Genomic DNA, 12,259 nt, shown 5'->3' on the forward strand with positions numbered 1-12,259 from the left:
CTGCGTCGTCTGTCCCTGGGGCTGCTGCTTCTGCCATCTCTGTTGCTGCCCTACCTGCCATTGCGCAAGAGGGCAGTGCTGATGACCTTGGGGTGATGAGCATCAGCCTCAAGGATGTGGTCAAACCCACCTTTGGTTTTCAAGGAGCACTGCAAGGAGCAGGAACACCGAACCAAGCCGGTATTGGTGGCTTCCTGCCTCTCTCTGTTGGCGACAACAGCGTCTGGTTTCTTGATGTCCTCGCTAACGCTAATTTCGCTGATTACGAAAACAACAGCAGCCTCATCAACACCACTGTTGCTGGCACCACGATCAGCACCTCATCAAGGCTTGGTTATCGCTGGCTGAATAGTGACCGCAGTTGGATGTACGGGCTGAATGCTGGTTATGACAGCCGCCCGATGGCTACAGGTGATGCCGATACAGGGGTATCCGTCACAGATAAGAGCAGCGTCTTCTTCCAGCAGGTGGCTGTGAATGCAGAAGCGGTCTCTGATAGCTGGAATTTCAATGCCTATGCCTTAGTGCCTGTTGGTGAGAAAGAAGCTCAACTCAACAGCGTTTATCAAGGCGGTTCACTCAACACCTATGGGCTTGATGTGGGTTACTTCATCACTCCAGTGGTGAATGCGTCTGTTGGGTATTACTACCAAAATGGTGATCTAGGCACGGCTGATGGTTCTGGCGTACTCGGACGCTTGGCTTATGAAATGACCAGTGGCGTCACAGCAGGGGTCAATCTCTCCTACGACGAAGCATTCGATACAAGAGTTTCAGCTGATCTTGAAGTTCGATTTGGTGGTGCACGTACAACAGCGCAACGCAAAGAAGTTCAACAACACCCTGTGATCAATGCCTTAACATCAACACCAAGCAACAGGGATGTGAGGGTGCACGATGCAAATGCCTTCGATTTTGCGCGAGCTATACGTAGACGATTCCCCAAGGTACTGTGTGATGGCAAAATCGGATTGTGCGACGATATCGGGGTTTGATCAACGAGCTCATAAATCAAAATAGAATCAGGTTAACTCCCAAAGCCATTGTCAAAGCAAGAGCTTTTTACTTCTATAATCACTGACTAACCATTGCTAAATGTCATCCAGTGCCTGGCACCAATTAATACTTAGCCCCGCCACGAGCGGGGTTTTTAATGCTTGCTGAATAGCAGCAAAGCTGAAACTGCCTTACGTGAACGTTTTCACCGGCAGAGCTGAAAGCGAACAATGCTGCGGGTCAGCCCTTTTTCGGACCAGTTGGGCATCACCCTCCAAGGGGTGTGCACCGTAAGCATGTCGCCGTCGATCGTGAAAAATCGGGTTTGTTCGGTACCAACCCACTCGGGGTTCCAGGCCACATCTACCTCGGTGATCCAGCGGTCACTCTCGAGGCGGTAGATGCCGGTGTAGGCGATCATGCTGCTCAGCAGGGCCGATCGCTCTTCGGCGTTAGAACCCGGTTTGCGCCCCTCAGCCGAGAGCATGAAGGAGAGACGGCCTTCAGGAGTGAAGATCACATAGCCAGTGGGCTGATCGCCCATCGGCGCGAATGTGTCGCCGCTGGACTGTTGCTCGACGTCGTAGCTCAACAGCTGCCAGGCGCCATGAACGGAGGGGGAAGTAATGGCTTGAGTGGACTGAACCGAACTGAAGGTCACAACTGAGCCTGTTTCTTTGCGGCAACCTACCGATCGTGATCCAGCTTCGCGAGCCTCAATCGAGGCATTCCTGTGCAATAAATGCCATGGAATGGCGATCCGGTAACAACAGCAACGAAATCAATCAGGGGCCGGAGCCCGGAAGGGCGCTGATGTATAGCTATCAATCTCCCGACTGAATAGTCACTAGACCACTACGGTTGCGGGAAACTTAGACTCTTGCTATGAAAGCAGTATTTGGCTTTTGGGCTTTGTCAAATCAACGTGTAGCACTTGCAATCCTTGGTGGCTTCATTCTCGCAGGGCAAGTACATGCGAAACCAATGAACAAGAATTTGAATCTTATGTCAGTTAATAACGAGGCAGACATGAGAAGAGCCATTTGTATGGATGCTGGCGCAACTTCAAAACTTCTGATAGCAAAGATGACAGTAGTGAAGAATGTGAAAAGCGTAAAGTGTAAATCCGGTGAAGCTCTGATTAGATACAGAGAAGACGCCTCCGATCCAGGGCACGTGTTGGTTAATATCGACCCTCCTAATGGCAATAGCAAGGGTTTAGACTGTGACGGTAAAGCTGATATTGGGCTTCACTATATAGGCTTAAACTGTTTAGAGTCAAGTTTAGAGTCTACTTCGCATTCTAAATAGGCGATTAAAATATAATCATCTATATGTTTTGGTATTGCCCCGCTATCAGCGGGGTTTTTTTATTGCATGGTTGACCCATCACTGCTGCATCAGTTACCCGTCAGCGGAGAGGGGCGGATTCGAGCTCACGGTGCCCTTGCGTCCCTGATTTATCTCGTTATTTTTGTCTCGTCGGAAGCGTTGCGTTTGGCGCACCACCGGCAGCACAACAATTAAAAAACAGCATGACGACTCCCCTTAAAGCGCAGCGGTATCTCCTGCGTGATGGCAAGTTCATCACCGCTTCAATCCGACTTGATCCAGCTCACATCTACCGATACGCCTGCCAAAACGGTTTGGTGATCCTTGCTCTGCTCTCAGCTCAGGTCGAGAGGTTATTGCTTCGGTTGATCCAACAACAAGCAGAAGAATCCTCTGCGCTGAGGCAAGAACCAGCACAGCCAACCAAGGCGCCCCAGCTGAGCATGCGCCGGCTGACGCTGGGAATTGTTAGCCAGTCGACGCTTCTGGGGCTTGTGCTCGATCTAGCCCCAGATCAACCCAACTGGCACAACGGCTTGAGTCTCAGATTTTTGGACATGAGCCAAGGCCAAATTGGACAAGAATCGCCGCACCAATCTCACGCGATGAGACGGGCAAACACCACCGCGACAAGGCCAACTGGCACAGCAAGAGCCTGTGTCACTGTGGAGTCCGCAGTGGCGCTGGCGTCCTAAGGGAAAAGGAATAGTTCTATTGGGCTTTTGAAGGTCCACCAAGGTGCGACAGAGTTGCCCTGATCTTTCAGACAACGCTTCATCGCTTGCTTCAATTTGGGCGATCCGCTGGGAAAGCTGTACCGGAAGTTCTCTTCGTCGCAGGTGTCCCTTGAAGTGGCAATAGCTCTAGCCACTGCAAGCTCACGCATGAGCTGTTTCCCACGGATGACGGCATAGGCGCCGTAACTAAAGGAAAAGCCTGTAGTGAGGATCACAGCACCGCAAGCACCGCGAACCATCTATTTAGTGATGTTGTCCATGCCTCAAGGCTGACGCAGTCGCTGTCAACAAGCGCAGCCTGCACGCGCGCAGAGGCGGTTAAAAGCGGCATTTCGCCACGAGATATGGCGCACTATCGGCCACTCCTAGGGGGGGGAAGTCGCAATATGCGAGTGCTCTAGGGGGGGTAGGCGCTTGAGATAGGACGCAAGCCCCAAATCCTTTCCTGCTTTTAGGAGCCGCGCACGGCGCCTCAGGCTGTTGCGTTCTTTCTTGGCTTGAATCTCCACGCAACGTTCAAAACACACCATTGCTTTCGAGTGCGACAGATGCTTTTGAGGGTTTCGCTTCGGCTTGCGTTTGGCGTCTTTCGGTGGCTTGCTGCTGATCTGAACCGCTGGGAGCTGGCTTCTGCTCAGGCTGAAACCGTTCTCTTTTGCGACCGCCCAAAAACTCGCTGCGTTGCGGGTGGTGGTGCTGGCCAGTACCTGCCGCGCAGCATGTGGTGTCGGCCAGCGGTTCCCGAGGAGGTTTAGGGCTTCAGCGTCTGGATTGGCCGCGCCTGCCTCCCTTAGCGCCGCTGAACACCCGCACAATGCGTTTCTGTCACTTTCATAGGTTCCTTGCCCTCCTGTCCTGCTTGGGATGTATCGGGCTGCATCGCGGATCTCTTCAATCGTGCGGGGCGCGTGGCATGGATGCCTATTGGATGCCTATGGCACCAACTACTTGTCGCCTGTTCCGCAAAGGGATGCCGTTGAAGTCGGCAAAATCCTCCGGCGCTTGGGGTATGTCAAAGACAAACATCAGCTCCGTAAGAACGGCAAAAAGCTCAAACGCATGTGGCGTCGTGTTGACGCCTCAAGTGCCTCAACGGTTAGCCAACCACCTGAGGCGGGGCAAACCCCAACAGGCGGAAGCGAAGACAGCAATTCGCCTCATGTCTCTAGTTCTTTGATTGAAAGCGAACAGATACAAGAGGAGGAGCAGATCATCGCTACCGCGTTGTTGGGGAAAACACCTGAGGCACCTGAGGCGCTGTCCGTGGGCAGCAGCTTTGACGTGCCTAATCACAGACATAGGGGGTTGATCAACAATGACGAAAGAGCCGATAGTTGGGACGCTTGGGACTGAAATCCAAGTGCCTGACTAGGTTTTTTCACATTGTTAAAGCGCCGTATTTCCCAGGGAAAAACGCTAGTGCTCTCTCCACGCGACATAGACCGCCTCAAGACTCGAACTAGAGCTCTGAGGCAGTTAGCCCTTCCACCTGATCTGAAGATTCGGATTTTTGTGGAAGGGGAAGTCATCAAAGAAATCCCGTCTAATGATCACAGGACCATGGACGTGATTATTGAAAACCAGCGTGAATTGATTTAGGCCCATTCATGGGGTTAAGCACCATTCATGACAGCGTGATTCTTCCCCTGATCTGAGACATCGATGTAACGAGCCAATATCCCTAAATCCACATGACCAGAGATTGCTTGAATCGCCCTTATAGGGACTCTATTTGCACTCGAAGCAGTCAGAACACTCCGTCTGAACGAATGCGTTGAAATTCCTTCAAAGCCGCATTCAATGGCAGCTTTTCTGAGCGCATGATCGAAACCAAGACGTGTCAAATGCTCACCAGGATTACGACCTGGGAACAACCAAGCATCTGGATCATTATTTGGCTTTGATACCTGCTTCCAAGTTGCTAGCTCGGCAGCAAGTTGAGGATGAATTGGAACGGTTCGAGTCTTCTTGGCAATTTTTGTTGTTGGAGCGGTCAAGAGCATTTGGTTTTCTAGGACATACTTCCACTTGAGCTGCAATCCTTCGGACACCCGAGCAGCAGTGCGTCTCAGCAAGTGAGCCAAAACACGATGGTTGTCAGGCAAAGCGAGAAGAAGCAGATCAAGCTCAGCAGTCGAGAGAGTACGTGCTCGACCGAAGCAATCTTTCTTCATTTTTCTATTTAGTTGCCAAGGTTCTGAGGCCATGCCGAAACTGGTATGTCCTCTTTTGAATAGTAGAGCACTAGATCTGTTCTCGGACAGCAACTGCATCAGATTGGCTGACAGTATTTCTTATCTAAATTGCAATCATGATGATTATCTTTATCTTCGATAATGCTTATGCTTGGCAGCTTTAGTATCAAGACTGTTATTATCAGTAACTTGGATAAGCAGGAGTTAGAGTTGCGATTATAGCTTATGTATTCGAAGCACCCAGGACTTGTTTAAACAACATAGATAGCTGAATAAGTATTTGTCAAGGAGTGGGGGTAGTGGTTGGATGTCATGGCAAAGGTGAAGCTATGAAAACCAACTATGACTTGGGGATAACTCATAGTGTAATTATGGCTGAGATTTGATAGGATTGGGATAAGTTCTTGATCCAATCTTGGACAGCGACTGGAATCTTTCGGCACAAGATTGGACGGTTATGAGCCGTTGCAATCGTGCTGCGGAGATGCTGTTCCCGTACAGCAGCCGCCAAGCCGAAGCTTGGTCTCTTTGGGCTTTTAAACAGTTTCGAATGGCTGGACAAAGCCCTGAGGAATTGAGAGACATTCGCTGTCCAAGGATAAAAGAACTGCATCAACGTCGTCCACCTAAAACATTTCCTTCCCGATGAGTAATGCTGCTGCCTTTGCTGGGTTTTGGGTACGTAATTTCCCAGAACAAACTTGTCCTCCTGTTCCTGAACAGTTGAGTGAGTTGGGATTGACCGCTCAGATGGCGATGCAGTCAGATGCACCAGAGCTGTATACGGCGATGTCTGGCGGCAAGAGCGGCTACCGGCTGCCTGCTGATGGACGGTGCGTTTGGAGTCAGGGCAGCTGGTTCCAGGGGATGCAGAGGTCTTACGTGCTGCTGGTCTTGAGGTTCAAGCTCAGCAATGTGCGCGGTTACGCCAAGCGCAAACAGACCAAGCGATGGCAGATCACATTGCGCATAGTCGAGCTGTTTACCAACAAGAGATGGAGCGGACTTCTGCTTGGCAAGAAAAGGGAGTTCTTGAGCGGATGGGTCACGAACCAATGTGTCCTCAGCAAATTGCTGCGAATCAACGAAATGGTGCGGGACAAGTTGGCAGGTGCGACCGCAAAGCTCGTTGATGCAACACCCCGCATTGCGGACATGTTGATTGCTGTGGCACTGGACCCAAGATCCAAGCCATATAGATGATTGATTTCGCACACCGATACCAAACGTGCGCGCGGCTTTCTCACGTCGGCAAAAGGCGGAAGGTCTTTGGTCCGGTTGCAGGTGTAACGACTGCGACTCAGCTTTCAATCACTCCCACTGGTATGAGTCAACACGTTGATCCGGCGGGCAGTTTCAGTTTTGCAAGAGGTTTGTGGGTGATAGTAAACCCCACTTATGGCGTGAACTGTTCAATATTTTGTCGTGAAATCGATCACACGTTGTTTAAACTCTCAGCTCCATCCGACCAGCAAAAGACTTTAGAGATTGATCTATCTCATGGGCGCTACGAATGCCGGCATATACGTAATGGTCAGGACGCACCAAGACACCAATGCATCCTGATTCCTGAAGCCAAGACTTTAGGACTCCAAAGGACTCAGTGACCTCCCAAATGAACCCATCTCCCTCAGAAACTGGGGCATGAGCATCCCGCATTAAGACAATCGCAACTCCGATGGCCCTAGCCGTAAGACTAATGAGTTCGATTTGCTCTTGATTGATGGCGTCTGCCAGGAGAATGATTCGAAAACAAGGCTCCATCAAATCGTCCATAAGAACTTTGCTTTTGCAAGAGTTCGAAACCAGAGGCTGGGGAAGAACGGTGCCGGCCAGGGGGGAAGTCCCTTCGATAAAACCATCTTCCAAGGGTGCAATCAGATTTTCACGCAAGGTTACCTTTGTATGACCACCATTCTCCGCGAGAATTTGGTCATCTCTCTGTCTTGCCTTATCCGGATCAAGCTCAGTGATAATAAGTCCACACTCAATCGTAATTTTGGTTGTGCTCACTACATTTGGGCGCCTCTCTTGGACATAAGTATTGAGGAGGTCTGGGGTGGCTGAACCTGATAGGACACTGTTCAGTTTCCAAGCGAGATTGCCGGCATCTCTCAATCCCTGGCACATTCCTTGGCCAAGGAATGGAGGAGTTTGATGTGCACTATCACCTGCCAAAAACACGCGCGAATCTTGCCACTGTTCTGCCACAAGCGCATGAAAGCGATAAGAAGCAGCACGCCATATTTCGGCTTGACCCGGCTTGAGCCAAGGTGCCATCAACTCCCATAAATAATCATCAGAGAGAGCATCTTCGAGATTGTCACCTGGGATTACCATAAACTCCCAGCGCCGATGATTGCCCGGACAACAGATCATGGTGCATGGCCTATTTGGATTGCAATATTGCACATTTACCTGCGGCAGCGCGTCAATAAATTCATCACCTACAATCATATCTACTACGATCCACGGCTCATTGTAATTGAGATTTTCGACGCCACAGTCCATTTGATGCCGGATCGGGCTAGATGCGCCATCGCAGCCAATCAAATAGCGCGCATCGTAATCAAAAAATTTATCGTCGGGAGCCTTTGCTTTAATCGTTACACTCGTTGCGGACTGTTGGTAATCTAAAAAATCATTGCCCAGCAGAACATTGATCGTAGGCATTAGCTCATTAGCGTCCCTGAGCACCGTCTCGAGATACGGCTGATCACACGTGTAGTGAGGACTCCAAGTCAGTGGATAGGGCTCGGGAATGTGCTCAAGCCTTTGAATAACCCGACCGCTGGCATCAATATAAATTTCATCGCGAAAGGACTCAACATACGGAACTAAATCCTTGGTAATACCGATGCGCTGAAATAATCGCATGGCATCATGGTCAAACCCCACAGCCCTTGGCTTAGGATAAATACCGGTAGATTTTTCGAAGACAACAACACTCAAGCCTAGCTTTCCAAGCAATCCAGCTAAAGTGGCACCAACTGGACCATAGCCGACAATGGCAACGTCATACATCTTGGGCTTTCTGAATAACAAGAATACTAGCAGGAGTTAACCGAAAAGAATTTACCCTGATCGGCCTCATGGATTGGTGGTGAATTGCCAGTTTTAAAGCATTTGCCGGCGATATTCGGGGTCGATTACATTATCCACGATGACAGGTGCTAGGCATAGGCAACCACGATCTCCCATCCCGACGCCCAAACGCGAGTGCACAAAGAACTTCCAGTAATTGGTGTATGTACAACGTGGCGCACAGCCCGTTTTCCTTTCACATTTGGGATTCTCTAATTGGGTCCATCGCGGTCTCCAGGCCTCCGTTTGTATTCAGAGAAAGGTTGGCTCGAGGCGCCAACAAATCGCACGTGACTCGGAACAACGAGGTCGGCGTGCGCTGATTGACGGCAGAATTGATACACGACGTCCGGTATTGGACTTGCAGGTGGTCGAAAACTCCGGGAAACATACCCCCACTGCGGCAGCCTTTTGCCAAATCCGACGCGGTGATTTTTCTTATGCGATTCCCCGTCGACTCCAGTTGCCCGTCAAATCTCTCGCTCTGTAATGAGCTCATCTTGACGATCTATCATTGACCTTTTATCTCAGTAATCGTCGAGACGCGGTTCTTAATAGGTTCACGTATGACGTCATCAGCGTGTGTCATTTCTTCATCAAATTTAAAGTCAAGGAGCTCCTCCGCCTTTGCACGCTCACCAAGATCTCTGGCGCCCTTGTTTTTCTTGCCCTTGTGAATGAGCGCGCCCGTAATTATCTTTGAAATTTCCCTAAGGTGATCAATTTTTTCCTGGTATTTTGACTCGTCCAGTTTTTCTAGACTAATGAATGGCTCGGTCTTGTCATCTGCGGTAACTGCTGCCCAGCTTACGTAAAATAGATTGCTTTCCTTGATGGTGTCAAGCAGGGAAAGATATAGATAGTCTTCAAACCTCTGCTGAAAATACCCAACTCTATATTTTGACTGCTTGGCGCGTATTTGCCGTACTTTGTCTGGTGTATATTTCCCAACTCTTTTTGTGCATCCTTCGTTTCCTTCTCTGAATTTTGAGTGAGCAAAATGCGGTGCTCTTTTTTCTCCTCTTTTTAAAAACACATTAGCCCTGCATTCAGAGCACACGATCAAGTTTTTGCCGATCAACCATCCATCATCTCCATTCATCTGCAGGAATTCCTCCACGCTCATTGTTTCGAGCTTTACGAGAGAAAATGCATAGTCCATCTGTTGATTTTCCTACGACGTGCTGGTCGGCCACGTTTACGCTTCGATCAGTGTGCCAACCGCACGCAGAACTGACTCTTTTACATCTTCATCTGTAGTCCACTGTCCGTAGTGTTTCGTATGCGTTCTTAGGTCATGTCCCATCAGCGCAGCAAGGTCGCGCATCGGTACAGCTTTGTCGTAATAACTAGCGCCCCGCCACGCGTATCCATGCCTGAGCCCATAAGGCTTCAGTCCTGGAGTTGATGCCACCAGGTTCTGCCAGTAGGGATGTCGATCCAGGTATTGCCGGAAGGTATCGCCACAAGCCTTCAGCCCTTTGGCATTCGTGATGGTGATTGGAAGCTTCACCAGTCCAGAGTCGTATAAATCAAGAATACGTTTGCCTTCCCCGGGAAGGTCTTTCAAATCCAACGGAAGCACTAAACGTGGAGGCTTTGGGTTACGGGCTGTCTTGCTGTTGCGTTTTACGTTCCCAACTTTGAGTTGGCCTTCATCAATGGACAGCATCATCAGCTCTGCCGGACGCAAGCCATAAAGGCCAACCAAAGCAACCGCCAACCTCAGCTGAGGCTTTTCAGCCAAAGAATTCAGCAAACTTAAGAGTTGCTCAGGCTTGATGGGAACGGTTGCTTTTGAGGCGGTTTCTCGCTGGCCAACAAACAAATCGGCGTCTTCACCAATGGGTGGCAACCACTGTTGTGGGGCACCGCATCGCTTGACGGCAAAGGTTAAAAAGCGGGCAACGTCAAGAAGATTCCGCTTACGGCCAGAGCCACCAGGAGCAACATTCGCCAGGTGTTGAAAGGCATAGGCACGGAATAGTGACGCACCATCGTGAGGGGCCTTCTTAGGCAAGGCCAAGAGCTTTAAAACACGATTGACGCGGTAGCGCTCGTTGGAGTCGTAGTTGTCCTGGGTGACGTCACCGCTCACGACAACACGCAGCTGTTCATATCGTTTTGCGATGTCTTCCCAATCCGGTTGCCCCGGCGCTGAGTCAGGCGTGTGGGAAATCAGCTTGTAGGCATCACCAAGAGATAGTCCTAGAGACTCCATACGTTTTCTGACCTCACTCAGCAGTGCGGTGAGCTTGGTCTGGCTTGAAGGGGCCCAGCTCAAGTGGGTTGTGACTGCCTGTCGTCGTTGACCTGGTGGAGCAAAACAAAGCTTGATCCGACCTGACTGCTCTTCAATCAGCCAACCTTTTCCGTGCTCCCTGCGAAGCAGGTTTCGAACGTCGGTAATCCAGGTGGTTTTTGGCATGAACACCTGCTTGTTGTGCAGGGCGTCATCGACTTCCCCCTATCTTAGGGGAAAAACTAGGGGGAATCTGTTGCAAGCAGTCATGACTGGTTAGAAGCGTGAGACTGACTTACCCTTGAAAACCTTTTGCAACAGCTAGTTTAGTCAGTAATCGCAGGGCTTCTCGTCTTGAAGCTCGCTTGCATGGCATGCAGGGGGTCAGCGGTTCGAATCCGCTTGGCTCCACTAGGTTTTTCAGCTAGTGGCACTCCCCGAATCGTGTGAAACTTGGTGCAAGAAAGCGCAGACATCTGTGCTTCCTTGCATTCAATTCAGCATTGCGGCTGAGTGCTTAGGCCATCTTTGCGAAGAGCCTTTTGTGATGGTCCACAACGTCTTGGCAACCGATCACAGGAGTGAAGTCCATCTCAATGCCGTGTTGAGCAAGCCAAGGAGCAAAAGGTTCAAAAATCTGAGCGTCACTTTCGGCTTTAAATAAACAGGTCACCCGACCAGCACCTGGTGCATGGACGCGAAACAGCATCTCAAAGCCAGGGAAGCTATCGGCCTTGGCCATCTCCCCTGAATACCATAATTCACAAAAACTTTTATAGGCAGCGAGCTGACCTTCAATATCCGGAAAAGTACAGTCCGCGAGATACATTTGCATGGTTGGCTAAAAATGAAGACATTCGTTTCCAAGCCACTGCCCATCGAAGATGCTGCTCAAGTCACCACTTACTGACCGCTCGTCTCAACCTCCGAGATATTGAGAGGTCCTGGACCTAGGGGATCCTTTTGATGCCAGTCATTGAACAGGAACCGTGTTGGGCATTCCCTCCACGCTGGCAAACGTCACCAGGCTGATGGCTGGTTTAGTCCCTCTGTTGATCACGTAGTGCGGCTCTTCCGGGTGACCTTCAAGGAAGCCGTCTCCGACCTTAATGGTGTCGGTCTCCTCCGCACCATTGACGATCCTTACATTGCTGAGTTCTCCTTGCTCAACCATCACAACAACAGGTGCAGGATGGATGTGCAATGGAATTTTGGCGCCGACAGGAAGCGTGATCCGATAGACCCGCATCTCTGGCGTTCCCTCGGGATAGGCGACAACGTTGCCGCCGAGGGTTCGATTTGCTGTGAACAGTTCTTCGACCACTGGCTTGGGTGATGCCAGGGCAGGGCCAGACAAAAGCAGCGCGGTTGTAGCACCAACCCCAAAAAATTTTGAGAACATCATCTTTTTGCGCAAGAATTATGGGCCCTCATAGTGCAAGGGGTGGTTCGCTGAAGTGGATGACAAACGTTTTCAGCGATTGCTGATCAAGCTGCCTCTTCGTATAAATCTTTGAGCTGATCGAGCTCGGCCCTCAGATATTGAATCTCAAGCCAGTCCGTAGACAGCTCAATGGCGATTTGAAGCCGCTCAATCTGACGCTTAAGAAGCAAGGACATCTGCCAGAGAACGGGTTTAGCTATAAAACCGCGCTCTGAAGGTTATGCAAGCA

General features: G+C 50.3%; 16 protein-coding genes. 6 read left to right on the top strand and 10 right to left on the bottom strand.

What is annotated here, in order from left to right; translation table 11 throughout:
- The first annotated feature begins 95 nt into the window (after positions 1–95).
- On the top strand, positions 96–995 hold the full coding sequence (locus SynROS8604_RS05025; RefSeq protein WP_255445201.1) for an inverse autotransporter beta domain-containing protein: 900 nt from the start codon (positions 96–98) through the stop codon (positions 993–995).
- A gap of 206 nt (positions 996–1,201) precedes the next feature.
- On the opposite strand, the gene SynROS8604_RS05030 is transcribed toward SynROS8604_RS05025, so the two are convergent.
- The gene (locus SynROS8604_RS05030) at positions 1,202–1,657 is read right to left on the bottom strand and encodes a lipocalin-like domain-containing protein (protein WP_186545368.1); all 456 of its coding nucleotides are present in this window, start codon (positions 1,655–1,657) and stop codon (positions 1,202–1,204) included.
- Positions 1,658–1,881: 224 nt separating this feature from the next.
- Here SynROS8604_RS05030 and SynROS8604_RS05035 point away from each other — a divergent pair, with 224 nt between their 5' ends.
- The 3 genes from SynROS8604_RS05035 (at position 1,882) to SynROS8604_RS05045 (ending at position 3,023) form a co-directional block, all read left to right on the top strand.
- Complete coding sequence (locus SynROS8604_RS05035) at positions 1,882–2,307, top strand: hypothetical protein (RefSeq protein ID WP_186545369.1); 426 nt, start codon at positions 1,882–1,884, stop codon at positions 2,305–2,307.
- Positions 2,308–2,373: 66 nt separating this feature from the next.
- Positions 2,374–2,523 carry a hypothetical protein gene (locus SynROS8604_RS05040; RefSeq protein ID WP_186545370.1) on the top strand — a complete coding sequence of 50 codons (150 nt, stop codon included), beginning with the start codon at positions 2,374–2,376 and terminating at the stop codon, positions 2,521–2,523.
- Positions 2,524–2,531: 8 nt separating this feature from the next.
- The gene (locus SynROS8604_RS05045) at positions 2,532–3,023 is read left to right on the top strand and encodes a hypothetical protein (RefSeq protein ID WP_186545371.1); all 492 of its coding nucleotides are present in this window, start codon (positions 2,532–2,534) and stop codon (positions 3,021–3,023) included.
- On the opposite strand, the gene SynROS8604_RS05050 is transcribed toward SynROS8604_RS05045, so the two are convergent.
- Positions 3,020–3,304 carry a hypothetical protein gene (locus SynROS8604_RS05050; protein WP_186545372.1) on the bottom strand — a complete coding sequence of 95 codons (285 nt, stop codon included), beginning with the start codon at positions 3,302–3,304 and terminating at the stop codon, positions 3,020–3,022. The genes SynROS8604_RS05045 and SynROS8604_RS05050 overlap by 4 nt on opposite strands.
- A 126-nt stretch (positions 3,305–3,430) precedes the next feature.
- A complete protein-coding gene (locus SynROS8604_RS05055) occupies positions 3,431–3,880 on the bottom strand; it encodes a hypothetical protein (RefSeq protein ID WP_186545373.1) in 450 nt (149 codons plus the stop codon).
- 82 nt (positions 3,881–3,962) lie between these two features.
- Here SynROS8604_RS05055 and SynROS8604_RS05060 point away from each other — a divergent pair, with 82 nt between their 5' ends.
- Positions 3,963–4,418 (top strand): hypothetical protein, encoded by a 456-nt coding sequence (locus SynROS8604_RS05060; RefSeq protein ID WP_186545374.1) that lies wholly within the window; start codon positions 3,963–3,965, stop codon positions 4,416–4,418.
- Between the two features lie 260 nt (positions 4,419–4,678).
- On the opposite strand, the gene SynROS8604_RS05065 is transcribed toward SynROS8604_RS05060, so the two are convergent.
- On the bottom strand, positions 4,679–5,272 hold the full coding sequence (locus tag SynROS8604_RS05065; RefSeq protein WP_255445202.1) for a site-specific integrase: 594 nt from the start codon (positions 5,270–5,272) through the stop codon (positions 4,679–4,681).
- A gap of 633 nt (positions 5,273–5,905) precedes the next feature.
- On the opposite strand from SynROS8604_RS05065, the gene SynROS8604_RS05075 reads away from it, so the two are divergent.
- Entirely contained in the window at positions 5,906–6,463 is a 558-nt protein-coding gene (locus SynROS8604_RS05075; RefSeq protein ID WP_186545376.1) for a hypothetical protein, read from the top strand.
- 243 nt (positions 6,464–6,706) lie between these two features.
- Here SynROS8604_RS05075 and SynROS8604_RS05080 read toward each other — a convergent pair whose 3' ends face one another.
- The 6 genes from SynROS8604_RS05080 to SynROS8604_RS15695 form a co-directional block, all read right to left on the bottom strand.
- Complete coding sequence (locus SynROS8604_RS05080; RefSeq protein WP_186545377.1) at positions 6,707–8,284, bottom strand: bifunctional 3-(3-hydroxy-phenyl)propionate/3-hydroxycinnamic acid hydroxylase; 1,578 nt, start codon at positions 8,282–8,284, stop codon at positions 6,707–6,709.
- 571 nt (positions 8,285–8,855) lie between these two features.
- Entirely contained in the window at positions 8,856–9,506 is a 651-nt protein-coding gene (locus SynROS8604_RS05085; RefSeq protein WP_186545378.1) for a competence protein CoiA family protein, read from the bottom strand.
- Between the two features lie 36 nt (positions 9,507–9,542).
- On the bottom strand, positions 9,543–10,772 hold the full coding sequence (locus SynROS8604_RS05090; RefSeq protein ID WP_186545379.1) for a site-specific integrase: 1,230 nt from the start codon (positions 10,770–10,772) through the stop codon (positions 9,543–9,545).
- Between the two features lie 331 nt (positions 10,773–11,103).
- On the bottom strand, positions 11,104–11,421 hold the full coding sequence (locus SynROS8604_RS05095) for a DUF3303 domain-containing protein (protein ID WP_186545380.1): 318 nt from the start codon (positions 11,419–11,421) through the stop codon (positions 11,104–11,106).
- 138 nt (positions 11,422–11,559) lie between these two features.
- A complete protein-coding gene (locus SynROS8604_RS05100; RefSeq protein WP_255445203.1) occupies positions 11,560–11,943 on the bottom strand; it encodes a cupin domain-containing protein in 384 nt (127 codons plus the stop codon).
- A gap of 131 nt (positions 11,944–12,074) precedes the next feature.
- Entirely contained in the window at positions 12,075–12,206 is a 132-nt protein-coding gene (locus tag SynROS8604_RS15695) for a hypothetical protein (protein ID WP_255445204.1), read from the bottom strand.
- Positions 12,207–12,259: the final 53 nt, after the last annotated feature.

Origin of the sequence: Synechococcus sp. ROS8604 (assembly GCF_014279655.1) — a bacterium.
In the GTDB taxonomy this organism is placed as follows: domain Bacteria; phylum Cyanobacteriota; class Cyanobacteriia; order PCC-6307; family Cyanobiaceae; genus Synechococcus_C.